This window comes from Pelagimonas sp. (assembly GCF_058892305.1).
Genome location: NZ_JBZXVN010000045.1, coordinates 24,718 through 49,411 on the forward strand (window position 1 = coordinate 24,718; position 24,694 = coordinate 49,411).

At 56.1% G+C, this 24,694-nt stretch carries 23 protein-coding genes and 1 pseudogene; 8 read left to right on the forward strand and 16 right to left on the reverse strand.

Going from position 1 to position 24,694, the window contains the following annotated elements:
• Positions 1-45 precede the first annotated feature (45 nt).
• The 4 genes from AC5EFR_RS18370 to AC5EFR_RS18385 form a co-directional block, all read right to left on the reverse strand.
• Positions 46-513: a cytochrome c-type biogenesis protein gene (locus AC5EFR_RS18370; protein ID WP_493577198.1), complete on the reverse strand. Its 468-nt coding sequence runs from the start codon at positions 511-513 to the stop codon at positions 46-48.
• A complete protein-coding gene (locus AC5EFR_RS18375) occupies positions 510-2,480 on the reverse strand; it encodes a heme lyase CcmF/NrfE family subunit (RefSeq protein ID WP_493577199.1) in 1,971 nt (656 codons plus the stop codon). The genes AC5EFR_RS18370 and AC5EFR_RS18375 overlap by 4 nt, the downstream gene beginning before the upstream one ends.
• Before the next feature lie 79 nt (positions 2,481-2,559).
• Positions 2,560-3,111 carry a holin family protein gene (locus AC5EFR_RS18380; protein ID WP_493577200.1) on the reverse strand — a complete coding sequence of 184 codons (552 nt, stop codon included), beginning with the start codon at positions 3,109-3,111 and terminating at the stop codon, positions 2,560-2,562.
• Positions 3,102-3,725: a holin-associated N-acetylmuramidase gene (locus tag AC5EFR_RS18385; RefSeq protein ID WP_299924791.1), complete on the reverse strand. Its 624-nt coding sequence runs from the start codon at positions 3,723-3,725 to the stop codon at positions 3,102-3,104. The genes AC5EFR_RS18380 and AC5EFR_RS18385 overlap by 10 nt, the downstream gene beginning before the upstream one ends.
• Positions 3,726-3,807: 82 nt before the next feature.
• Between AC5EFR_RS18385 and AC5EFR_RS18390 the strand changes: the two genes are divergently transcribed.
• Complete coding sequence (locus tag AC5EFR_RS18390; RefSeq protein WP_493577201.1) at positions 3,808-4,230, forward strand: cupin domain-containing protein; 423 nt, start codon at positions 3,808-3,810, stop codon at positions 4,228-4,230.
• A gap of 87 nt (positions 4,231-4,317) precedes the next feature.
• On the opposite strand, the gene pgi is transcribed toward AC5EFR_RS18390, so the two are convergent.
• From pgi to AC5EFR_RS18410, 4 genes and pseudogenes are all read right to left on the reverse strand, one after another.
• Positions 4,318-5,898 (reverse strand): glucose-6-phosphate isomerase, encoded by a 1,581-nt coding sequence (gene pgi, locus AC5EFR_RS18395; protein ID WP_493577202.1) that lies wholly within the window; start codon positions 5,896-5,898, stop codon positions 4,318-4,320.
• 4 nt (positions 5,899-5,902) lie between these two features.
• A complete protein-coding gene (gene pgl / locus AC5EFR_RS18400) occupies positions 5,903-6,580 on the reverse strand; it encodes a 6-phosphogluconolactonase (protein ID WP_493577203.1) in 678 nt (225 codons plus the stop codon).
• A gap of 91 nt (positions 6,581-6,671) precedes the next feature.
• A partial coding sequence (locus tag AC5EFR_RS18405) for a glucose-6-phosphate dehydrogenase (NADP(+)) (RefSeq protein WP_493577204.1) occupies positions 6,672-7,526 on the reverse strand: 855 nt, incomplete at its 5' end.
• Between the two features lie 2 nt (positions 7,527-7,528).
• Positions 7,529-8,127: pseudogene (locus AC5EFR_RS18410) on the reverse strand (glucose-6-phosphate dehydrogenase (NADP(+))); the annotation flags it as partial.
• 181 nt (positions 8,128-8,308) lie between these two features.
• On the opposite strand from AC5EFR_RS18410, the gene AC5EFR_RS18415 reads away from it, so the two are divergent.
• The 6 genes from AC5EFR_RS18415 (at position 8,309) to AC5EFR_RS18440 (ending at position 14,315) form a co-directional block, all read left to right on the forward strand.
• The gene (locus AC5EFR_RS18415) at positions 8,309-9,256 is read left to right on the forward strand and encodes a radical SAM protein (protein WP_493577205.1); all 948 of its coding nucleotides are present in this window, start codon (positions 8,309-8,311) and stop codon (positions 9,254-9,256) included.
• Between the two features lie 745 nt (positions 9,257-10,001).
• Positions 10,002-10,952, forward strand: coding sequence for a nucleoside hydrolase (locus AC5EFR_RS18420; protein ID WP_493577206.1), 951 nt, complete (start codon positions 10,002-10,004; stop codon positions 10,950-10,952).
• Positions 10,949-11,395 carry a GNAT family N-acetyltransferase gene (locus AC5EFR_RS18425; protein WP_493577207.1) on the forward strand — a complete coding sequence of 149 codons (447 nt, stop codon included), beginning with the start codon at positions 10,949-10,951 and terminating at the stop codon, positions 11,393-11,395. The genes AC5EFR_RS18420 and AC5EFR_RS18425 overlap by 4 nt, the downstream gene beginning before the upstream one ends.
• Positions 11,396-11,453: 58 nt before the next feature.
• Complete coding sequence (locus AC5EFR_RS18430; protein ID WP_493577208.1) at positions 11,454-12,884, forward strand: protein adenylyltransferase SelO; 1,431 nt, start codon at positions 11,454-11,456, stop codon at positions 12,882-12,884.
• A 92-nt stretch (positions 12,885-12,976) separates the two neighbouring features.
• Positions 12,977-13,807: a DUF533 domain-containing protein gene (locus AC5EFR_RS18435; RefSeq protein WP_493577209.1), complete on the forward strand. Its 831-nt coding sequence runs from the start codon at positions 12,977-12,979 to the stop codon at positions 13,805-13,807.
• Between the two features lie 94 nt (positions 13,808-13,901).
• The gene (locus tag AC5EFR_RS18440; RefSeq protein WP_493577210.1) at positions 13,902-14,315 is read left to right on the forward strand and encodes a Fur family transcriptional regulator; all 414 of its coding nucleotides are present in this window, start codon (positions 13,902-13,904) and stop codon (positions 14,313-14,315) included.
• Positions 14,316-14,909: 594 nt separating this feature from the next.
• Here the strand turns inward: AC5EFR_RS18440 and AC5EFR_RS18445 are convergent.
• The 7 genes from AC5EFR_RS18445 to AC5EFR_RS18475 all read right to left on the reverse strand — a co-directional run bounded on the left by AC5EFR_RS18445 (position 14,910) and on the right by AC5EFR_RS18475 (position 23,422).
• Positions 14,910-15,626 (reverse strand): alanyl-tRNA editing protein, encoded by a 717-nt coding sequence (locus tag AC5EFR_RS18445; RefSeq protein WP_493577211.1) that lies wholly within the window; start codon positions 15,624-15,626, stop codon positions 14,910-14,912.
• The gene (locus AC5EFR_RS18450; RefSeq protein ID WP_493577212.1) at positions 15,623-17,959 is read right to left on the reverse strand and encodes a DUF3772 domain-containing protein; all 2,337 of its coding nucleotides are present in this window, start codon (positions 17,957-17,959) and stop codon (positions 15,623-15,625) included. The genes AC5EFR_RS18445 and AC5EFR_RS18450 overlap by 4 nt, the downstream gene beginning before the upstream one ends.
• A complete protein-coding gene (locus tag AC5EFR_RS18455) occupies positions 17,956-18,984 on the reverse strand; it encodes a cysteine synthase A (protein ID WP_493577213.1) in 1,029 nt (342 codons plus the stop codon). Before AC5EFR_RS18455 ends, AC5EFR_RS18450 begins: the two co-directional genes overlap by 4 nt.
• Before the next feature lie 69 nt (positions 18,985-19,053).
• Complete coding sequence (locus tag AC5EFR_RS18460; RefSeq protein ID WP_493577214.1) at positions 19,054-20,172, reverse strand: gamma-glutamylcyclotransferase; 1,119 nt, start codon at positions 20,170-20,172, stop codon at positions 19,054-19,056.
• An 11-nt stretch (positions 20,173-20,183) separates the two neighbouring features.
• A complete protein-coding gene (locus AC5EFR_RS18465; protein ID WP_493577215.1) occupies positions 20,184-20,624 on the reverse strand; it encodes a TrgA family protein in 441 nt (146 codons plus the stop codon).
• Positions 20,625-20,744: 120 nt separating this feature from the next.
• The gene (locus tag AC5EFR_RS18470) at positions 20,745-22,178 is read right to left on the reverse strand and encodes a cryptochrome/photolyase family protein (RefSeq protein WP_493577216.1); all 1,434 of its coding nucleotides are present in this window, start codon (positions 22,176-22,178) and stop codon (positions 20,745-20,747) included.
• 44 nt (positions 22,179-22,222) lie between these two features.
• The gene (locus AC5EFR_RS18475) at positions 22,223-23,422 is read right to left on the reverse strand and encodes an aminotransferase class V-fold PLP-dependent enzyme (protein WP_493577217.1); all 1,200 of its coding nucleotides are present in this window, start codon (positions 23,420-23,422) and stop codon (positions 22,223-22,225) included.
• 140 nt (positions 23,423-23,562) lie between these two features.
• Between AC5EFR_RS18475 and AC5EFR_RS18480 the strand changes: the two genes are divergently transcribed.
• Complete coding sequence (locus tag AC5EFR_RS18480) at positions 23,563-23,940, forward strand: VOC family protein (protein WP_493577218.1); 378 nt, start codon at positions 23,563-23,565, stop codon at positions 23,938-23,940.
• 31 nt (positions 23,941-23,971) lie between these two features.
• Here AC5EFR_RS18480 and AC5EFR_RS18485 read toward each other — a convergent pair whose 3' ends face one another.
• Positions 23,972-24,628, reverse strand: a complete 657-nt coding sequence (locus AC5EFR_RS18485; RefSeq protein ID WP_493577219.1) for a site-2 protease family protein — start codon at positions 24,626-24,628, stop codon at positions 23,972-23,974.
• Between the last annotated feature and the right edge of the window lie 66 nt (positions 24,629-24,694).

Consider the following 24,694-nt stretch of genomic DNA (forward strand, 5'->3'; position numbering starts at 1 on the left):
AAATCCCGAGGAGGCTCGAGCAAAGCTCGAGGCGGGGCAGCGCCCCTACCCCTTCATGATCTCGTCAAGACGGGCCTGTTCCTCGGTGCTTAACCCTTCACTGGCTTTCGCCGGGGCCTGTGAACGGCCCCGCAGGTAAAACGCCGCCACAACCAAGGCGAAGAGCAACCCCAAAGGCCCCGTGGCCCACAAAAGCCAGTTCCAGCCGCCGGTGGTGGGTTGCAGCAACACAAACTCGCCATAACGGGCCACAACATAGTCAACAACTTCGTCGTTATTGTCGCCCGCCATGATCCGTTCGCGCACCAAAAGCCGCAAATCACGCGCCAATGAGGCGTTTGATTCATCAATGCTTTCGTTCTGACACACAAGGCATCGCAGCCCTGCCGAAATGTCGCGTGCCCGTTGCTCTAACGCCGGGTCGGCAAGCATCTCATCCGGTTGCACAGCCGCAGCCGGAAGAGACACAAACGCCAACATCAGCGCCGCAATCAAAGTCTTGAGCAGTTTCATTCCGCCGGAACCCCCTTGATCACCGCCGCCTTTTTGCGCGCACCTGCGGCAACACGATAGCGACGATCAGACAGGCTTAGCAGCCCACCAAGTGACATCAGAATACAACCCGCCCAAATCCAGTTGGCCAGCGGTTTGATATAGATCCGCATGACATAACCGCCGTCGGCCTGTGCATCGCCGATCACAACATAGACGTCGCGCAGGAACCGGTAATCAATCGCCGCCTCGGTGGTTGGCATCTGCTGAACCGGATAGCTGCGCTTTTCTGGATAGACGCGCACAATCTCTTGCCCGCCTTTCAGAACGCTGACTTCGGCCATATCCGACATGTAGTTTGGCCCTTGAACGGTATCGACACCGCGCAAGATGAACTCAAACTGACCAACGGTGAAAGGTTCGTCGATCTGAGCGACCAGAACGCGCTCCTCTTCCCAGGCCATCAAGCCAGCGATGCCCAGCATGGTGATCCCAAGACCACCATGCGCAACCGCTTTGCCCCAATCGGCACGCGGCAGGCGCAACAAGCGTGAAAAGTCGCGGGTTTTGCCGGTCTTGCTCAGCAGGTCAACAATTGCGCCCGACACCAGCCAAGCCCCAAGGAAGACACCAACAGGACCGAACATGGATTTCCCGGTTTGCATCGCCCAAACCAAGCCGCCAAGCGCCAGTGCAAGCACAAAGGCCGGGACAAGTTGCTTGATCACGCGATCCGCACGCCCCCGCTTCCAGCTCAGCATCGCGCCAATCGGCAAAATCAAACCAAGGATGACCATGAACGGTGTGAAGGCCATGTTAAAGAACGGCGCACCAACCGAAAGCTTTCGGTCAAAGGCCATTTCCGCCACCAGCGGCCACATCGTCCCGACAAAGACAACAAGACTTGCCACAGCAAGCAGGATGTTATTGGCGACAAGCGCACTTTCGCGGCTCACCACGCCAAAGATCCCCTTGGCCTGCATCGCATTGGCCCGGCCGGCAAACAGGGTTAGCGCCCCGCCGGTAAAGAACACCAGAATGGCCAAAATGAACACGCCGCGTTCCGGATCGGTGGCAAAAGCGTGGACCGAGGTCAAAACGCCCGACCGCACGATAAACGTCCCGATGAGGGAAAAGCTAAACGCCATGATGGCCAAAAGGATCGTCCAGCTTTTCAGCGCCTCACGCTTTTCGACCACAATGGCCGAGTGCAAGAGAGCCGCCGCAAAGAGCCAAGGCATAAACGAGGCGTTTTCAACCGGATCCCAGAACCAGAAGCCGCCCCAGCCAAGCTCGTAATAAGCCCACCAAGACCCAAGCGCGATACCGATGGTTAGGAAAACCCATGAGATCAACGTCCAAGGCCGCACCCAGCGCCCCCAAGCCGCATCAACACGCCCTTCGATCAGAGCCGCCACAGCAAAGCTGAAACAGATGCTAAGGCCAACATAGCCAAGATACAAAAACGGCGGGTGAAAGGCGAGACCGGGGTCCTGCAACAGCGGGTTCAAATCCTGCCCGTTCATCGGCACCACATTCAGCCGCAAGAACGGGTTCGATGTAAAGAGGATGAAGGCGTAGAACGCCACGCCAACCGCCGCCTGAACACCCAACACGCGAGCGCGCAAGGTCGGTGGCAGGTTGTCGCCAAACCAGGCCGCCATCGCGCCAAACAATGCGAGGATGAAGACCCATAGCAACATGGACCCTTCGTGATTCCCCCAAACGCCGCTGATTTTATACAACATCGGTTTGCTGGAATGGCTGTTGAGATAGACCAATTGCACCGAGAAATCGGAAACAACAAAGGCATATGTCAGGGCTGCAAAGGACGCTGCTACCAACACAAACTGTGTAGTAGCAGCAGGTTCCGCGACGGCCATCCAGCCGGGCAGACGTTTATGAGCGCCGATCAATGGCACCACCGCTTGCACGATGGCGACCATAAAGGCGAGGATCAGGGTGAAGTGGCCAAGCTCTGTAATCATAAGCGTGGTTATACGCGCATCGATTCTGTCGTCCAATGACTTATGTCAGGACCCCCTGTTCACTTTGTCGCGTGTTGGGTCACCGACGCTCGGCATCCCAAGCGGCCAAAGCCGGGTTGTCAGCAAAGTTTTCCCCCTGCTCTTCGGCCTCGTCTGGCGTCACATCGCGCAGCGCATGAACATCACGCACCGTTTTCACAACCTGCGGCACCGCAGCCATGGTTGCGGCCAAATCGCGCTGAAACTCTTGGCCTTTGGCCTGATGGCGGGCACCAAAATAGAAACTGACAATTGCCCCCAAGAGCCACCAAAGCGGCTCGGGCACCAAGGCGATCCCGGCCATACGGGCGGCAAACCACACCGGATCAACCATCGCCGCAACGAACAACCCCATCGTTCCCAAGGCCATCGCCGGACGCGGAACCCGGTTCATCGCGTCCATAAAACGATCAAACCACCCGCGCCGCACAACGGCAAACTCATGCCCAAACTGCGTAAGCGCAGCGCTGCGCAAATCATGATCCCGCGCCGCATCCGCCTCGGCATTGACGCGAAACACTTCTGCGGTTTCGGCAACGACATTGCGCCCGCCGCCAAACACCACACCCAAAATGCGTTCGATCAACCCCATGACGCCACCCGCTGCGCAAATTGCGCATCCGTCAAATGGTAGCGCGCCGAAATGAATTCTTCGGCCCGTTTGATCCACCCCCCTTTGCCACCGGCCCGCGTACGGGCGTATTTGCGGCTGGCGGGGCGTCGATCCGCGATATTGAAATAGTAATTGCGCCGCTCAATGCCATAAGCGTCGGCAAGGTGATCGGGGGCCTTGGCATAGGCGCGTGCGCAGGCCGCAATGGTTTGAGGACCAATCGCGCCATCAACGCTGACCTCCTCGCCCATCTGCCGCAACAAACGCTGCAAAATCTTCACCGCATTGCCGCCCGCATTCACATACATGTCGAACACGGTTTCATGCAAAGCCTGCGGAAGCTCAGCAATGCGTGGACGCAAGAAATAATGCTGCAAAAAGATTTCAACCGCTTTGTTGCGGCTCAACCGTTTCACATCTTCGGCTGTGATTTGACCGTCCTTGTCCATATCAAGACCAAGGCGGCGCATTGTATGGATGGTCACCCCATATTTTGTCGCGCCACCCGGGTCATCGGGATCGTTCACATAGCCACCTTCGCGGGCCACGATTTGTTCGGCCATATGCCGAATGCCGTTCTGAATTGCCGCCATTTGTGCCTCCTGCTCGAAGCGGTTATTGACGACGTCAGGGTGCGCCCGGTTTGTTAACCAACCTTGAGAGGACCGTACGGTCATGACGGCAGACGAAATAATCGCCCAGTTGCAATTGGCCCCCCATCCCGAGGGCGGGCACTACCGCCAGACATGGATTGCCAATGCGGCCGACGGGGAACGCCCCGCCGGAACCTGTATCTATTTCTTGCTGAAATCAGGGGAAAGCAGCCATTGGCACCGCGTTGATGCGGTGGAAATCTGGCACTACTATGCCGGGGCCCCTTTGATCCTATCCATGGCCGACACCGATACCGGCCCCCGCAAGGATCACGTCTTGGGCCCCGATCTATTGACCGGTCAAAACCCACAACTCATTGTTCCCAAAGACCATTGGCAAGCCGCCCGCACAACAGGCGATTGGACTTTGGTGGGCTGCACAGTCAGCCCGGCGTTTCAATTCGCTGGTTTTGACCTTGCCCCACCGGATTTTGACATAAAATAACCCAAGGCCAAAAACCGGCCTCGGGTCTTCTTCTTTCCAAAAATTTCCCGGGGAGGCTCGAGCCTGCCTCGAGACTCCCCCGATGCTTTACGCGCTATGGCGATGAACAAAACTCAACAGCTGTGCCGTTGATCCATCTTTGTCCTCAACCGGCGCGTCACCAGCAACCAAAGGCCCCAAGGCCGTGGCCAGCTCTTTGCCAAGCTCGACGCCCCATTGGTCATAAGAGTTGATGCCCAAAATCACCCCTTCGACAAACACCCGGTGTTCGTATAGCGCGATGATTTTGCCCAAGGTTTCCGGGTCCAGCTTTTCGTAAACCAAAGTGGTCGACGGGCGATTGCCGGGGAACACACGATGGCGCGCTTGGCGCTCAAGCTCATCCCCTTCGAATTTATCCGCGACTTTGGAACGGGCCTCTTCCAAGGACCGGCCGCGCATCAAAGCTTCGGATTGGGCCAAACAATTGGCAACCAACAGTTGATGATGATGTTTTAGATCATCCTCATGCCCTTCGGCAGCCACCAAAAACTCGCAGGGCACAACAGCCGTCCCTTGGTGGATCAATTGATAAAACGCGTGTTGGCCGTTGGTGCCGGGTTCCCCCCACACCACTGGCCCGGATTGCACCGGCAGGTCCGTGCCATCCATGGCGACGCCCTTGCCGTTGCTCTCCATTTCCAACTGTTGAAGATAGGCCGGAAGACGCATCAAACGGTTGTCATACGGAAGGACCGCACGGCTGGCATAGCCCAAGCCTTGATTGTGCCAAATCCCGACCAAAGCCAACAAAACCGGCAGGTTTTCGGACAGATTGGCCTGTTGGAAATGTCGATCCATGGCCTGACCGCCACGCAAAAACGCCCGGAACGCATCCCCGCCGATGGCGATCATCAGCGACAGGCCAATCGGCCCCCACATCGAGTAGCGACCACCAACCCAATCCTCAAATCCAAAGACCCGATCCGCCGGAATGCCAAAGGCCCCGGCCGCCGGAACATTGGTGCTAAGCGCCACAAAGCGCCCGTCGGACGACACACCTTTGTCGGCAAGCCACGCCTTGGCAGTGCGTGCGTTTGTCATGGTCTCGATGGTGGTAAAGGTCTTGGACGCAACGATAAACAGAGTCGTTTGCGGGTCGCACCCACGCAACGTATCGGCAATATCCGCCCCATCAACGTTGGAGACAAAATGACAACGCGGGCCATCGTGATATGGAGCCAGCGCCAGCACACCCATCACCGGACCAAGGTCAGAGCCGCCAATACCGATATTGACGACATCGGTGATCTCGCCTTTGCGAATGTCCTCCGCCAAGACCTCCATCCGGTCCAAGGTTGCCAAAACCTCGGGCATCACATCCGCCCCGTCCACCGTAACGGCACCACCATCAAGGTTGCGCAACGCAGTGTGCAACACGGCCCGGCCTTCGGTTTCGTTGATCTTTTCGCCTGCAAACATCGCGTCGCGCCGGGTTTCCACCTCTGACGCCTTGGCCAAGGCGATCAGCGTGTCCATCACCTCGTTGTCGATCTGGGTTTTGGAGAAATCAAACAGCATGCCCAAGGCCGTCGCGCTAAAGTTTGTCGCCCGGCTTTGGTCTTGGAACAGGTCTTCGATGCGCCGGTCTGCAACGCGTCCGGCGTGGTTTTTCAAATCAATCCACATTCGCTTACTCCGCCCAATGAACCTTGGCACCGTTGAGAACGGCGTTAATCGGGGCCTCAAAAATTGATTTGCCCTTCGCATTCTCAAGAGCGGCACGTTTGGCCGCCCCAAAGATCAACACATGTTTGCGCAGCGCGCCATCAAGAACCCGCGCCGAAAGTGTGATGCGCGGTTCGGGCGCACCGGGGGCACGCATCGGCACAAGAATTGGCGAACCAGGAAGCAGCGCTTCTTCGAGCCGGTCCGCTTCTGGAAACAGCGACGCGGTGTGCATGTCCTCGCCCATGCCCAACAAAACCACCGCCAAGGGCAGTTCGGGCGCGATGATGCTTTCGAGTTCGGGAAGCACCTCTTCGGGGGTCGGTTTGGGGGCATACATCGGTAGAAGCCGGGCTTTTTCAGCGCGGTTCACCAACAAACGTTGCCGCAAAAGCCGGGTATTGGACCGTTCGTGATCTTCGGGCACCCAACGCTCGTCACTTAGCAGAACGTCAACGCGGCTCCAATCAAGGTTCGATCCGCACAGATCATCAAACACCGGCCCCGGTGATGTTCCCCCCGGAACGGCCATAGCGACGCGATCTTCGTGATGCAGCGCCTCTTCCAAATCGTCAGACAACTGGTTGGCCAAATCAATAGCCAGCATATCGCGATCCGGATATTCGATGAATTCGTAGTTCATGCTTTGATCTCCCGCCACTTGCGCCCGTCTCTCGCGGGTTCCCCCGCGTGCGGCAACATAGTCTTCTTTGCAAAACGCAAAATGCCCTGCATCACGCTTTGATCTCCCGCCACTTGCGCCCGTCACGATGCATCAGCATCAGCGCATCTTCCGGCCCCGAGGACCCGGCATCATAGGGTTTAGGCACTTCGCCGCGACGGTTCCAGCCTTCAATGATCGGATCGGTCCACGCCCAAGCCGCCTCGACCTCATCACCACGCATAAACAGGGTTTGGTTGCCACGGATCACATCCATGATCAGGCGCTCATAGGCGTCTGGTACGTCTTCCGCGTCATCGCCCAAGGCTTCTGCGAAACTCATATCCAACGGCACATCCAAAAGCCGCATCCCGCCGGGTCCCGGCTCTTTGATGGTTACGTCTAGGGTCATGCCTTCATCCGGTTGCAGGCGAATGGCCAAAACATTGCTATGACGCCCGGCCTCTTCGCCAAAAATCGAATGCGGCGCGTCTTTGAACACCACGGCGATCTCAGACCCACGACCGCGCAGCTTTTTACCGGTACGCAGATAAAATGGCGTGCCCGCCCATCGCCAGTTGGAGATATGGCATTTCAGCGCCACAAAGCTTTCGGTTTTGGAGCGCGGATCGCCGACATGGGCACGATAGCCCGGCTGATGTTCATCCGCCGAATATTGCCCACGGGCAATGTGGTGATAATCAACCGGGTCTAGCGCACGGATAACTTTGAGCTTTTCGTCACGCACCGAATCCGGTTCAAACCTGGCGGGTGGTTCCATCGCGATCAGGCACAACAGCTGCATCAGGTGGTTTTGCACCATGTCCCGCATCGCGCCAGATTTGTCATAGTAGCCACCACGGCCACCCACATCGACGGTTTCGGCCACGGTGATTTGAATATGATCGACGTATTGCGCGTTCCAGAGNNGGCTCAAACAGCATATTGCCAAAGCGCACCGCCATCAGGTTTTGGACCGTTTCTTTACCAAGATAATGGTCGATCCGGTAAATCTGTTGTTCGTCAAAATGCTGGGCCAGCGTTTTGTTCAACGCCCGCGCGGTTTCCAAATCGTGACCAAAGGGTTTTTCAACCACAACCCGGCTGTCATCATCCGCAAGACCAAACCCACGCAACCGTTCCGCCAAGGCCCCAAACAAGCTTGGCCCAACCGAGAAATAGAACGCCTTGATCACCCCGTCGCGCAAACGCTCTTTGAGTTCAAGCCAACCCTCATCCCCCATGGCGTCGACGCGCACATAGAAGATTCGGTCTAGGAATTTCTCGAGCGTGCCATCCTGGCAATGGCGCCCTCCACCAAATTCGCGGATCGCATCACCGACGATTTGACGAAACCCTTCGTCGCCTTCGTCCGAGCGAGCAGCCCCAATAATTTGTGCATCTTCAGGGATTTGGCCGGAACAATACCGCCGGAATAGCCCCGGAAGGATTTTGCGGCGAGCCAGATCACCGGTGCCTCCAAATATGACTAGGTCAAAATTATCGACCGGAATGACGCGTGATACCATGGCTTGGCCTCTCTTTGGGTCGTTAGCGCTAACGGGTTCATTCACCGGGGCGTGTAACTGATCTTTTCGCCGGAGTCTAACACCCAATTGATCTATCACAATGGCGTCAGTGAAATCTTCATGCTCTGGTCACAGGTTAGCAGAGGCAATAAGTGTGTTTCAAACCGCGCATAGGACGATCATGAAAGACAATGTCGAAGCCAAACTAGGCAAGTTCGAACACCCCGGCGTCACCGCCAAGGGGGACAAACGTGCACGCGTTGCCCTAAGCGACCCGCAAACGCTCTGGTTCAATACCGGCACATTGTGCAACATCACCTGCGCCAATTGCTACATCGAAAGTTCACCCGAAAATGACCGGCTTGTTTATATCACCGCCGATGAGGTCACCGACTATTTAAACCAGTTGGAAGAGCGCAATTGGCAGGTGCGTGAAATCGCTTTTACCGGTGGCGAACCCTTTATGAATCCGCAAATGATCGACATGGCGCGCGTGTCTTTGGAACGCGGATATGAGGTTTTGATCCTCACCAATGCGATGTTGCCGATGATGCGGCGGCGCGTCAAAGACGGGCTAGAGGCATTGAATGCTGACTTCCCCGGCAAATTGACCCTGCGTATTTCGGTTGATCATCACAGCGCCGAATTTCATGACGAAGAACGCGGCAAAGGCACCTTTGAGAAAACCTTGACGGGGATGCGGTGGCTTCGCGATGCTGGCATTCCTATGGCGGTTGCCGGGCGGACCATGTGGAATGAAAGTGATGCGGCTTCGCGCGCGGGTTACTCCGCCCTATTTGCCCAAGAAGGGTTTGACATTGACGCAATGAATCCAGGGGTCACCGTGTTGTTCCCCGAAATGGATGAAACGGTCGATGTCCCTGAAATCACAACAGATTGCTGGGAAATACTCAACAAATCGCCCAATAGCGTCATGTGTGCGTCATCGCGGATGGTGGTCAAACGCAAAGGGGCCCAAAAGCCAACAGTTTTGGCCTGTACGCTTCTCCCCTACGATCCACAGTTTGAAATGGGGAATACTCTAAAAGACGCAGAACGCGCCGTCCCTTTGAATCACCCGCACTGCGCCAAATTTTGCGTTTTGGGTGGGGCCAGCTGTTCGGCCTGACGCAATACGGTCAGCCCGACTTAATACCCCGAATAATTACATGGCTTGACGTTATTCTGAGTCTAACCTTGTTCTTTGGCAGACCTTACAAACGGGGGGATCACTTTTAGGATGTGAGCATCATGTAAATGAGCCATCCGATTCCGAACAGCATTGGAACAAACCAAATTCGGTTCCAAAGGCTGGTTGCTTTGAAACAATAACTACACGTTCCAGCACCAAACCGATTCTTGTGATTGCAGCTTCTGCAAGTGATGAGCCTGATATTCATCGTTTCAGAATAGGTTATTTCTCGATTTGGAAAAAGCATTTAAACGCTGATGGGTTAAGGGGCTGGTGCCATTCATTGTTCAACCTCATTGGCGTAGCACCGTTGTCACCCAAGGAATGTCGCCGCAGGAATAGGTTTTCGATTTCAAGGTGATCTAACGTAGTGAGGTGCCAATTCCACGCCCCCCACAGGCAAAGGGAGTTGCACGACCTCAGCGGCAAGCGTCCCTCACTCTGACACAAGTCGTGACGTTGGAAAGCAAACCGCTGGTCTCGCACAGTTTCCTTTACTGAAGCCGAAAAAGACAGGGCCAAAGAAGTGTGTCCGATTTTTCCCTTTACGCGCCTAGATCAAAGCCGCAAGCGTTGGAAAACAAACATTCGGATTTGCCTCCTGTTGCCAAGATCGCTCGCCATGTGCTTGATCCTAATCGTTTCGCATGTCACCACTTGCGCGCAAACAAGGAGACGCCGAATGGCCACGACAACAGCGAAAAACATCATCATTGATACAGATCCCGGACAGGATGATGCTGTGGCTATTCTGCTGGCTCTGGGCTCCCCTCAGGAGTTGACAGTTATCGGCATCACCACGGTGGCCGGAAATGTGCCGCTTGAGCTTACAACGCGCAATGCCCGCATGGTTTGCGAACTGGCCGGGCGGCCTGATGTCGCGATCTATGCGGGCTGTGATCGCCCCTTGGCTCATACTTTGGTGACGGCCGAACATGTGCACGGCAAGACAGGCCTTGATGGCCCCACCCTGCCCGAGCCAACCATGCCGGTTCAGGACAAACACGCCGTTGACTTCATCATTGAAACGCTGCGTGCGGAACCGGCTGGAACTGTCACGCTTTGCCCGCTTGGCCCTTTGACCAATATCGCCACGGCGCTGCAACGTGCGCCCGATATTGCGGATCGGATTGGGGAAATAGTATTGATGGGTGGGGCCTATTTCGAGGTCGGCAACATCACCCCAGCGGCTGAATTTAACATCTATGTTGATCCCGAAGCCGCCGAGATCGTGTTTAAATGCGGCGCACCCATCACGGTGATGCCGTTGGATGTGACGCACAAAGCCCTTGTAACCAAACCGCGCAACGATGCCTTCCGCGCCCTTGGCACCCCGGTTGGGATCGCAACGGCGCAGATGACCGATTTCTTTGAGCGGTTTGACAAGGAAAAATACGGCTCGGCCGGGGCTCCGTTGCATGACCCTTGCGTCACGGCCTACCTGATCAACCCTGATCTATTTTCGGGCCGTCATATTAACGTCGAGATCGAAACCCAGTCAAAATTGACCCGCGGCATGACAGTTGCCGATTGGTGGAACGTTACGGACCGCGCGCCCAATGCCACGTTTATTGGCGATGTCGATTCTGACGGTTTCTTTGCGCTGATCACCGAAAGGCTGGCCCGCCTATGAAATCCCTTCAGCTCGCGACCGAAGACGACGCGCCCAAACTTTTGCCATTGGTTGCCGCCTTTCATGCCGAAATGGAGTTTGCCACCACGCAAGAACAACAAACCGCGGCGGTGGCCCCTTTGTTATCAGGCTCGCCCCACGGCGCGATCTGGATGATTGGCCCCCGCAAAGCCCCGGTTGGCTATATCGCCATCACCTTTGGCTGGTCGCTGGAATTTGGCGGTATGGATGCCTTTGTTGATGAGCTGTACATCCGCCCGGCTGTGCGCAAACGCGGCATGGGTAGCGAGGCGCTCAGTGGTCTCGCCAAGGCATTGGGAGACGGTGGCGTTCGGGCATTGCATTTGGAAGTGGACCGCGACGACGAGAACACACAGCGGTTTTACACCCGCGCCCGATTTTCAAGACGAGACAAATATGTGTTGATGAGCAAAGAGCTTTGATTGGTCGTTCTGTTGGTTGGCCCCTGACAAAGGCACATCCTTGCCCTATCTATTGGCCATGACCTTACCCAAGACCTTGCACATCCCCTTTGACAATTCCTATGCGCGGCTACCGGACCCGTTCCACAGCCATCAGGCCCCCACCCCGGTCCAAACGCCAAGTCTGATTGCCTTTAATCACGACTTAGCGGCGGAATTGGGGATCACAGGCACCGATGATACCCAACTGGCATCCTATTTTGCTGGGAATATGCTTCCCCAAGGGGCCGAGCCGATTGCCAAGCTTTATGCAGGGCACCAGTTCGGACAATACAATCCGCAGCTTGGCGATGGGCGCGCAATCTTGTTGGGTGAAGTTGTCGATCAAAACGGTACACGTCGCGACATTCAACTCAAAGGGTCGGGCCAAACCCCCTATAGTCGCCGTGGTGATGGGCGGGCTTGGCTTGGTCCGGTTTTGCGCGAATACGTCGTGTCCGAGGCCATGTTTGCGCTTGGCGTGCCCACGACACGTGCGCTTGCCGCCACGCGCACCGGGCAGGACGTCATTCGTGACCGCCCGCTTCCCGGCGCCGTGCTAACCCGCGTCGCCCAAAGCCATATCCGCGTCGGCACCTTTCAGGTGTTCGCCGCCCGTGGCGAGACGGACGCGCTCAAAACCCTTTTTGAATACACCATCGATCGTCATTTTCCACAGGCCCAAGACCCCAGTGACCTCTTGCAAATGGTCATGGATCGACAGGCCGCTTTGATCCCGCATTGGATGTCCTATGGCTTTATCCATGGGGTCATGAACACCGATAATTGCACCCTGTCAGGTGAAACCATTGACTATGGTCCTTGCGCCTTTCTTGACGGGTTTGACGCACATGGGGTGTTTTCCTCGATCGATCGACGCGGGCGCTATGCCTATAGCGCGCAAGCCGATATTATCGCGTGGAACATGGCGCAACTGGCAACGTCGCTTATTCCGCTTATGCCTGACCAAGATCGGGCGGTTGATCAGTTCACCAAGCAAATCAATGCGATGCCTGAGGTGATCCGGGCCAATTGGCTCTCCCGATTTGCTGCCAAGATCGGCATTGCCTCCCCTGCTCCCGACGACGAAACACTGATCACCGACCTGTTGATCTTGATGCACAACGACGAGGCCGATTTCACCAATACCTTCCGCGCCTTGGTCAATGACACAGGACGCGACCATTTCGTAGATCGCGCTACATTCGATAGCTGGCGCGCCCGCTGGCAATCGCGGATCGAGACGGAAACAGCCCCTGACACAATCATGAAACAGGCCAACCCGGCCTTCATTCCGCGCAATCACCGGATCGAACAAATGATCGACGCGGCCGTGGCTGGCGATGATGATCTGTTCCACCGCTTAAACCGCGTGCTGGCGAATCCGTTTGACGATCAACCGGATGAAAGTGACCTCGCTCACCCCCCTCAGCCATCCGAGGTGGTCAAAGCAACGTTTTGCGGAACCTAAGTCATATCCGCGCATTGGCGGTTTTTCCCCCTACCCATTTGCGCCCAAGCTGTCACTCTGGTTTCAAATTCTGAAACCAAGAGGATTGAACAATGGGTCTTATGGGAACGCTGGCCAAGGTCGCCATCGGATATGCCGCTGCGCGCGGAGTTGACAAACTAGCCGGTGGTGGTGGCCTTGGTGGACTGTTGGGCGGTGGTGCCCAAGTCAAAGGTCAAGAACCCGCCTCTGAAATGCAGGCCCAGATGGGTCAGATGCTTTCGGGTCAGATGCCAGAGGGTGCCGGAAACCCAATGCAAGACATGATGGCCAAATTTCAAGAAGGCGGCCTTGGCGCGATGATGGGTGGCCAGGGCAACCCAATGGCCGAGATGATGGAAAAAATGCAGGGCGGTTTTGACATGTCTTCGCTCATGGGTGGCGGCGATGGCGCTCAGGGTGGCTTGTTGTCTGGCTTGGGCGGTGGTGCCGGTTTGGCCGGGATGCTTGCGGCGGCCGGGGCGGCCCAAGGTCAAGGTCTCGGCGGTCTTCTTGACAGCTTTAACACCAAGGAAAGCGCCCCACAGGCCGAAGAAGCCGCTGGATTGATGCTGCGCGCTATGATCCAAGCGGCGAAAAGTGACGGCGATATTGATGAGGCCGAAAAAGCCAAATTGCTCGAAACCATCGGTGATGACGCCGACAAAGACGATATCGCGTTTATTCAAGCGCAATTCTCCGCCGCCGTCGATCCAGATGCCCTAGCCAAGGACACCCCCGAAGCGCAGCGTATGCAGGTCTATTCTGCCTCGCTGATGACAATCCGCGTCGATACCGCCGCCGAAGCGCAGTATTTAGACCGCCTAGCGAAAGCTATGGGACTTGACGAAGGCACAGTAAACACACTGCACATGCAAATGGGCATACAACCGCTCTACAACTGATCCGGTTATCCACAGCCTGCGTCTTTGGTCTTGGCCTGAGACGCAGGTTTGCCTATCAGGGGCGAAAGTTTCGACAAGCCAGGGCCATTCGCCAATGAGTGACACCATAATAGATCGTTGCGCCGCCAAAGGCCTGCGTATGACCGGCCAACGCCGCACCATTGCCGACGTGCTTGAAGAGTCCAAAGACCACCCGGATGTCGAAGAGCTATATGCACGCGCATCGGCCCGTGATTCCGGAATTTCAATCGCCACGGTCTATCGCACGGTGAAGTTGTTTGAAGAGGCCGGAATTCTGGAACGCGTCGATTTTGGCGACGGTCGCGCCCGCTATGAAGACGCGGAACGCGAGCACCACGACCACCTAATCGACATGAATTCCGGCGAAGTCATCGAGTTCGTTGACCCAGAAATCGAAGCCCTTCAGGAAAAGATCGCCCAAAAGCTGGGCTATCAGCTCAAAGGCCACAAGCTGGAACTCTACGGCGTCCCGCTTAAAAAGACCTAAGCGAAAGGCCGTCCTGCCGATCGCGAGTCACGCTATGTGTGGCATCTATCATCGCGTTTCATTGGCGTTGGGCCACCGCGACACTCAACATCCATCTCTTCCCTGTTACACTGATAGTCTGGATGAGCTTGCCAATCGGCATTTTGTCGGCCGCGTCCTACGATCCATCTACCATCACAGGCTCAGGCCACCAGGGGTACACTCTCCTGTTTTGGCTCCTGGCACGCCTGCCAAGCTTCGTCTAAGGGTTCCTTCCAACCCCCAGCTGAGAAACCTAACCCAAGCCTTTGTTTCGGAGCCACCTCTTGCCTGAGCCCGAAAAGGCCTGTCCACGCGGCTAAGGCAAGGAAAATCGCCGAGGGCCCCCTTTAGGGGATACGGCTACTTTTCTTGCCTTAGAAGTGGGGAGAGGTCAGGGCGAAATCAGGCAAGCGGTGGTTCTAAGACAAAGGCCCTTTGTTTTGGTGAACCAAGAAGCCCCAGCAACACCTCCCCGACTCCGTTGCCAAATTCAAATCGACACCTCTCAACGCACCTAAAAAGCATGCGGAAGCATCCCTTTTAACACCCTCACCGTACGCGGAGCATCCGCTTTCACTCCAAAGAGATATTGATCCGCCGGTTCTGTTTGCCCTTGTTCTGTACCTTGGTGATCCGCACAGTTCCGATCTCCCCCGTACGTGCCACATGGGTGCCGCCACAGGGCTGCAGATCGACTTGTTCGGTGCCGGTTCCAATCCGCACAAGACGAATGCGCCCGGCTCCGCGTGGCGGTTGCACCGACATGGTTTTCACCAGCCCAGGATTGGCGCTCAACTCCTCGTCGGAAATCCAACCTTCGGTGACTTCCAAATCCCGATCAATAAGCTTGTTCAAACTATCTTCTAACAACTGCACGTCTTGGGGCGGTTCGGGCATTTTGAAATCGAGCCGCCCGGTCCCGGCCCCAATCGCGCCGCCGGTGACGGGCAAAGGCACAATCACGCTGAGCAAATGCAGCGCCGTATGCACCCGCATATGCTTGTGACGCCTCTCCCAATCCAACACCTGTACTACATGCGCGCCTTTGGGTGGCAGAGCTTCGGGTTCAGCCGGAACCAAAACGCTCTCGCCATTTTCGCCCTTGACCGTGGTCGCAATGGACAAGCGCTTGCCATCCCATTCCAACCAGCCACTATCGCCGGGCTGGCCACCGCCTGTTGGATAAAACAGCTCCGGCTCGACTAGAATCCCGCCTTCATCCGTGTGCCCAATCACAACACCAGAGACATCCCGCGCATAGGCGTCTTGACGGTAAAGGGGGTCACTCATGTCTCATCCTCTTGTGTTGGTGGGGTGTCTCCCCGCAAGACCTCGGGGTTGCGCAACCAAATATCGCGCTGTGCAAAGGGAATTTCGATCCCCTCTTCGGTGAAACGCTCAACAATCTGGTGATTGATCTCGGTGCGAACGCCCAGACCTTTGTTCACGTCCCGCAAGATCACCCGAATTTCAAAATCCATCGAATCCGCCCCAAAGCCGCGGAACACCACATAAGGGGCCGGATTCATAAGAACCATGTCATGGTCACGGGCAATCGTTAGCAAAATCTTCTCAACCCGACGGGTATCGGTGCCATAGGCAACCCCGACCGGCACGATAAGGCGCCCCAACACATTGCCGCGGGTATAGTTTGACACGGTTCCCGACACCAAGTCAGCATTTGGAACAATCATATCGTAGCGGTCAAAGGTCTCGATCCGGGTGGAGCGCACGGAAATGTCACGCACCGTGCCATGCACCCCGTTGACCTCAATCCAATCCCCTTCGGAAATGGGCCGTTCGATCAAGAGTATGATCCCAGACACAAAGTTTGACACGATATTTTGCAGGCCAAAACCGATACCGACCGACAAAGCACCAGCCACAATCGCCAGCGAAGAAAGATCAAGGCCACCCAGCGTAATGGCAATCAAGGCCGATGCGAAAATGCCGATATAACCGATACCCGAAACAATGGCATTTTGACCGCCTTGGTCGATCTTGGTCCGAGGAAGAACCGAGCTCCGCATCGCCCCTTGGATCAAGCGCGTGACCATGTAACCGATCACAAACAGAACGATTACGATCATGAAATCACTGGGTGAAATCCGGGTTTCTCCGATTTGGAACCCTTCTTGGAATCGCGCCCAAAGTTCGGTGAGATCCGACCTGCGTGCGCCCCAGATCAGAGCCAGTGCCGGCAAAGACAACAGGAACAGGGCCAATCCGGCAAGGACAGGAAATAACCCTTCGGTCTCTTCTTCCTCTTTGCCACTGATCAAGGCCGACAAATCGCCGATAAACGACTGCAAGACAAAGATGACGCCGACAAGAGCCAATGTCGCAACGGCCGGGTAGACCAAGCCAACACCCACGTTGATATAACCAATGGCGGCGAGGAGCGGCCCCACAATACCGATGAAAATAGAGGCCCGACCAAACAACCGCGCAAGGCGTAACCGGTAAATGCCCGAATCCGCATTGCGTGCAGCCAAGGTTCCAGCGACGGCGGCTTCGTTGCGCACGCGGCCTAGCTTGAAAAGAAAATACCCTGTCAAAACGATAAGAGGGAACTCAATAACCGACAGGGTTTCGGCTGAATAGTTGTCAAATTCAGTCAGAGTTTTGACAAAGCCGCGCGCGACAAACAAGATCGCTAGAACGTCCGAAATCCAGCGGGCGCGTTGACGGTCTTCTTGGTCAAGCGGCATGACGGCGACATCGACATCGTCATGAAAGGCTTGATCGGCCAACCAATGAATGCCGAGCATCCCCGCCGCCCAAATCGGCACGTTTTCCCAAAACAGCGTCCAACGTGGCCCCGCGAGCCCAAGCGCCAAAAGTGCCTGTGTCAGAATGTAAACACCGATCATCGGAAGAAGGATTTGCCCCAGAGAGACGACAAACCGAACAACTTTTTGGCTGTGTGAACCACGCTCGGTAACCCAGCCAGCCCACCGGCGTGCCCATCCGCGTCCGCGCAACAACAACATACCACCAACAAACGCCAAACTCAGAACCAGAGGAAGGTTGGCCTGAGCACGTTTGCGCAAAATGGGGGATGCCCATTTTCTTTGGGCTTCTTGAATCGATGCCACAACCGAATTGTGCAAATCGGCAATCGCCTGGCCCCAATGGCTTGGGTTCAGAGGCGATGGCCCCAGAGCCAAAAAGGCATCGGCCTGCCGGTTGCGAATTGTCCGATCAATTTCGCTGATGACACCGTTGGACCGCGTATAGGCCTCTTCGGCTTGTTTGATTGGAGCCAAAATCCGGGCCAACTGCTCTTTGAGCTCGGCGCGTCTCTCGCTGATTTCCGGCGCTTCTTCTTCACCTTCGGCGGGAGGGTCCCCCAAGGAATCCAATTGCGATTGGACGGTTTTTATCCGCGTGTCATTGCCGCTTTGTGCCTCAAGAAACTGGTCGCGCCACTGCGCAACCTGAACGCGGATTTGTTCAAGCCGCTCATCCGAGGACTGATCGGCCTCTAGGGCTGTTTCAGCTTGGGATGCGATCCGTTCCCATGTCGCATAGTCCGGTCCACTGGACTGGGCCAAGGCCGGTGACACAATGACAAAAAGGGCGACTAGCCCGGCAATGCAGCCACGCAGCAATCGGGTCATGAATCCTCAAATACACCTGGAATGCTCGCCGGAGCCTTGGTCATCCAAGGCGGTGTCGGCAAGCCTTTTTCCTTTAAAAACTCGGGGTTAAACAATTTCGATTGATAGCGCGTGCCATAATCACACAGCACGGTCACAATGGTGTGGCCGGGCCCCATTTCCTTGGCCATGCGTCGCGCACCGGCCACGTTGACACCAGACGAGCCACCAAGGCAAAGACCTTCGTTCGCCAAAAGGTCAAAGACCACAGGCAGGGATTCCGCATCTGGAATGCGATAGGAAAAGTCCGGTGTAAACCCTTCGAGGTTGGCCGTGACGCGGCCCTGCCCAATGCCTTCGGTGATCGAATTTCCGGGGTTATCGTCGCCGGTATAAATCTTGAACATGCCCGCGCCTTCGGGATCGGCGAGAGCGATTTTGACGCCCTTTGGTTGCAGCGCTTCGGCCACACCTGCCAATGTGCCGCCTGATCCAACCGCACAGACAAAGCCATCAACCTTGCCGGCGAGCTGTTCCCAGATTTCGGGACCGGTTGTTTCAACATGGGCCTGTCGGTTGGCAGTATTATCAAACTGATTGGCCCAAATCGCACCGTTTGGTTCCGTCTTGGCCAATTGCGCTGCCAACCGGCCAGAATAGCGCACATAGTTGTTGGGGTTGGCATAGGGCGCGGCGGGAACCTGAACCAACTCGGCCCCGGCAAGGCGCAACATGTCTTTCTTTTCCTGACTTTGCGTTTCAGGAATAACAATCACGGTTTTGAACCCCATCGACGCCCCAACAAGCGCCAGACCGATGCCGGTATTGCCCGCTGTGCCTTCGACAATGGTTCCGCCGGGTTTCAAAAGACCTTTTTCAACCGCATCCTGAATAATAAACAAAGCGGCGCGATCTTTGACCGATTGACCGGGGTTCATGAACTCGGCCTTGCCCAAGATTTCACAACCCGTCTCTTCGGACGCCTTGTTCAGACGGATAAGAGGGGTGTTTCCGATGGCCTGAGCCAAGTCAGAGGCAATGCGCATTCCGAGTCCTTTCGTCGCGTTTACCAAACAGGTTTAGGACTGCGCGGCGCTGAACTCAAGCCACTGCAATCACAGTTGCGCGCGCAAAGTCCCTCGTTTTCTGCACAGCCACAGCAACATCATCGACAATGGGGCAACATTGACCTCGCCACTGTCGACAAGATCCATGGCGTGATCGAAGGAAATCACATGGTTGCGAATGTCTTCGTTTTCCGACGCAAGGCCGCCCTGCCCTTGCCCGCGCCCGCCAAGGTCACAGATGCCAAGGTAGCAATGAAAGAACTCGGTCGAATACCCCGGCGAGGCATAAACCTTTGGCATGTCGATCAGCTGGCTCAGCTCCAAATTCGCCTCTTCGGCGCTTTCACGGATCGCAGCGTCTCGGGGGGCTTCGCCGGCATCGACCAAACCAGCAATCGGCTCCAACACCCATGGGGCCGGATCGCCCCGGTTCAAGGCGCCAAACCGGACCTGTTCGATCAACAAAACCTGATCGGTGACGGGGTCGTAGGGCAATAACAACGCCACATCAAAAGACATGAAGGTTTCGCGCGACAAAGCCGGGCTATGAGTGCCATCAAATTTCTTATGGCTGACTTTGAACGCCTTGACCCGAAAGAAACCGTCAAAACCGGGGCGATCTTTGACAATTTCCACATCCTGCGAGGACATCGGGTTTCTAAGGGTCTGTGGTGCCGGTGTCTCCGCCAATTCCTGAGCCCAAGCGCGGGCGCGGAAAAACGGCAGGAGATGCACGATCTCTTGTGCCGATACAGCCCCCCGCCGCGCCATGACTTCTTGGGCGGCCCCTAATGTCATCCGCGACCAAGTGTCGACCCAATCCTCAAGTGACCACCGCGCCCCTTTTTCCCATAGGGTTTCATCCGGGAAATAGACTTGCGCCGCAAAGACCTGCCCATCTACAGCCACCTCTACGGGTCGCAATTCATAGGCAAACCCACCTTCGTAAAAGTTCAATCGGTCCAGATCATCTTGACTAAGATCGCAAACCAAGAGCCCCTCGGCCACAGCGTTCTCTTTGGCGTAAATCATTGGGAAAGCTTGGTCTTTGGCCCAATATACCGCATGATTTTTAAGAGTCGCGGGACGCGTGTTGATATGATCGAACCCACGTCCAAGAACGAGTTCAAGCAACGGTACATGGCACAGAGTGCCATAGAAGAACAAATTAGACAGAGTTACCTCCAGTGGCGGGATGCAACTTCACTAACCCAGCCGACCACAATCGCGCCGATCAATAGGCTAAGAAGCACTGGCCCATTCACCAGATGCTCCCCGAGTTTGATGCAGAGTTCAAAAATCGCGGCAAAGGCTTCGACAACGCCATCGTAGCGATGTTTCATCGACTCCTGCACCATCTCATAGACGGCTTGCACGAACAGGCACCAAAACACCATCGCGACCGTTCCGGTAAACCCGTTGGACACCGCCGCCGACATGCCGCGCCCGGCACGATTGCCGACAATGGCCCAGCCACAAACGAACCCGATCACCGCATTCACCTGCGAAAACACGCCAAAGGCCGTGCTGGCGGGCATCTGTGTTTTGATCAACTCCGAAACACCATAGGCAAGTGCGGCAAGAAAGACGGCGGCAACAAGTTTTGCGGCTGTGGGCATGGGTGAACTACTCTTGCAAATAAAGATACCCCAACACATAGCGCCGCTTTTTGTCTAAACGCAAGATGTTGCGGTTACGCATTTTCAACCCTAAGGCGCAATTCGCCCCAAAATTCAGCATTATTCGTCGGTTTGGGTTTTCCATCGCTCATAGGCGTCAAGCGCATCGCGGCGCCCTTGGGCCAGAGCAACAATAGGTTGCGGATAAGGCGCGTTGGGTGACAGCCCCCAGTTTCGAGGCACGGCATCAAAATAGGACAAGGCCAATGCATCGGGTGACGGGGATGTTTCCGCCAACCAGCGGTGAACATATCGTCCACCTTTGTCGAATTTGTCCCGCTGGGTATCCGGGTTGAACACGCGAAAATACGGCGAGGCATCCGGCCCACAACCGGCCACCCACTGCCAGCCCATCGCGTTCGAGGCCGCATCCCAATCAGTCAGACAATCGGCGAACCATGCCTGCCCCAAACGCCAATCCATCCGCAAATGCTTGGTCAGATATGACGCAACAATCATCCGAACCCGGTTGTGCATGGTGCCGGTGACATAAAGCTCGCGCATTCCGGCATCAACAAGCGGCACACCGGTGCGGGCCTGAGACCAAGCGATAAAATGCGGGTGATCCGGGTCAGTGTTCCATTGAAACCCGCGCCATTCCGGGCGCCAGGCTTTGGTTTGCATGTCCGGGGAATGCCACAGCAGATAGCCGGCAAATTCACGCCATAGCAGTTCTTTGAGAAAGGTCTCGGCCCCGGGATTGCCCAATTGCAAAGCGTGCTGGCCGGCCTGCCAACAGCGCGCGACACTGATTTCGCCCAGTGCCAGATGGCCACTCAGACGTGAGGTGCCGCGCACTGCAAGTTGATCGCGGTCCGTTGCATAGCGGCTTAGGTCATCCGTGATGAAGGTTTCCAACCGTTCAAGCGCCGCCTCTTCGCCAACCGGGTTATGGTTCGCCAAAATCGCCCCACCGCGGTTCATTGGTCGGGTCAGATGCCAGTCCGACAAAACCTCGCTTGTTGGCCATGTTGCCGGCGATGTCGGTTTGGGAACGGGCGCAAGGGACGGGACGATGTTGCGCCCCCAAACCGCCCGTCGAAAGGCGGAATAGACTTTGTAATCTGAGCCTTGTCCGGTTTTGACCGTCCAAGGTTCATGCAAAACAGCCCCGTCAAAACTTTGCGCCTCGAGGCCTTGCGCCTTGAGCGCGGCTTTGACTTGGGTGTCGCGGGCAACGCTTTGCGGATCATAGGCCCGCTGCCAGACAACTCCGCTGGCTCCAGTTTCGGCGCAGAGCTGTAGCAGGCATTGCTCTGCATCCCCGGATCGCAGGATCAAACGCGAGCCAAGCCCCAAAAGCGCCGCTCCAAAGACTTCGAGCCCCTTGTGCAGCCGCCATTTCGGTGCCGCGCCCAAGTCGGAAACGGACGTGTCATTCAAAAAGACCGGAATGACGGGCCGCCCTGAATTGACCGCATGGGTAAGCGCCGCGTGATCACGCAAGCGCAAGTCTCGGCGAAACCAAAGGATGATGGGGGCAAGGTCAGTCATGCGAGGCAACTTAGCCCGCTGTGTTTAATGACAAGGGCGCGGCGTCACAAAACGACATCCAAAGCGCTGATAAGCTGCTGCAGTTCTTGTTCTGAGGTGTAGTGCGTGAAGGACAGCCGCAATACGCCATGCTCTGGCTTGATCCCCATCGCCTCAAGCGCGCGAACGGCATAAAAATCGCCGCCCCCCGCCATGATACCGTGGGCAACCAAATCCTTGGCCAGATCGGCACCGGGTTTGGGACATTCAATCGCCACGGTTGGCGCGCGATTTTGCGCAGACTTCGGCCCAAGCAACCGCACATCATTGCGATCAGAGAGGTAATCCAAAAGCGGCTGCAACAGCTTGGTCTCGTGATCGCGCTCAAGGTCATGCACTTGCGAAGCGGTAACATTGTGATGCGCCGCAAGGCGATCGACATAGTCCACCATCCCGGCGCAGGCGGCGATTTGGGCGTGATCGGGGCCCGCCGGGGTGAAACGTTTGTATAGGCTATCGGCATTGAAATAATGCGCCTGATTGGGCAAGGCCATGCCAAGTGCGCGGCGCATCACCATGATCCCCTGATGCGGGCCAAAGGTTTTATAGGCCGAAAACAGATAGATATCCGCCCCAAGCGCCCCCACATCCGGAAAACCATGCGGTGCATAGCTCACACCATCGACACAGACAAAGGCCCCCGCCGCATGGGCCAAAGCGGTGATTTCAGTCACCGGATTGATTTCACCAACCACGTTAGAACAATGGGGAAAACACACCAGCCGGACGTTTTCATCCAGCAAGGGTTCCAGATCTTCGGGGTTCAGAGACCCGGTGGCGGGATCAATCTTCCATTCCCGAATTTCGATCCCCTCGTCGACCAACCGCCGCCACGGGCCGGTATTGGCCTCGTGATCCTGATTGGTGACGACAATCGCTTCGCCTGGTTGCATGAATTGGCGAAAGGCTTGGGCCAACACATAGGTGTTTTGGGTTGTCGACGGCCCAAAGGAAAGTTCATCCCCCTCAACGCCCAAAAGCGCCGACAAGCGGCTTCGGGCTTCGTCCATCTCTTCGCCACCTAGGCGGCTCGCCTCATAGGCCGAGTAGGGTTGCACTTTGCGCTGGGTGTAAAACCGGGTGAGCCGATCAATGACGGGCTGACAGGTATACGATCCGCCAGCATTCTCAAAAAACGCCTGCCCTTGCAAAGACGGTTCCTGAAACGCAGGAAATTGCGATCTGACGAAATTGATATCCAGCATAATGCCCCCTGATGTCCTGCCTCGCAGCAAAGCGAGGTTTCGCGGTGCCGTCAAGCACTTGGCCCGCATCCGAAGGCAGCTGTCATAAACTGACAAGGTGGCATGTCACCCTTTACCTAGTGCAACAAAAGGATAGCAACATGACCTATCAACCAGAGCATTTTCTTGTTTGGGGCGAATTGCCCGTCACAGACCTTGATCGTTCGATCGCGTTTTACAAGGCCGTCACTTTGGGGGAGGTCACGCGAGATGACAGTGGCCCAAACCCGATGGCGGTTTTTCAGCCCAAAGATATGAAAACCGGCATCGCGCTAAGCATGTATCCCGGAAAACCGGCGGTGCGGGGCACCGGATCGACCCTGCACTTGTCTGCACAAGGAGCGTTAGAAGACACGATGCAACGGGTGCGTGATGCGGGCGGCGAAGTTGTATCCGAGCCAATCCCCCTCCCGGCGGGGCGCTTCTTTTATGCGCTTGACCTAGATGGCAATTCGGTTGGGTTCTTCGAAACCAAATGATCCGTCACAAGGTGACTGGTTGGGGCGCGGATCAGAGCGCCCTGCCTTGCAACATTTGCCAATGCAACGGCAGGGATGGCAGAAAAAACAGCACCAGACCGAAGGCCCACCAGCTATAAAACAACACCGGCAAAAGAGCGGCACAGGCCAAAAGACCAACGCCACCGGCGACGCGCTGTGCTAGGTGATAGGGCATGAAACGCCCCAAAAGCAGGTAGAACAGCTTGCCGCCATCCAATGGCTGAACCGGGAGTAGGTTGAAAAGCGCCAGCCATAGATTGATCCACGCAAGCATTGCAAACACCCAAAGTATGTCATTGTTCGGCGCGAGGGGCGTTATTAGCGAAAAGATCGCCCAGAGAGCCAAATTCACGATGGGGCCCATCGCAACGATCAACTCATCCTCGGTATGGGTGGTCGCCGGGCTGTGTTCACAATAACCGCCGCCGCCGTGCAAAACCACACGGCCAACCGCAACCCTTTGAATCAAACATCCCCAGGCATGGCCAAGCTCATGCAGAAAAATCGACAAAACCAATAGGAAGACAAACATTAGGTCGAACGCCAAAAACTCGGGATTGGCGACATCGACATAGACGAAAATCAGCAACAAAAGGCTGGGGCACACACGGACCGGAACCGACATCGGCCCGCGGAATTCAAAAAGCGTATAATCAGAAGAGAACATAGGGCACCTATCACACGAATAGGTGCCAGATTACTCATATAGTTCGGCAGGAATTGGGCAGAGCCA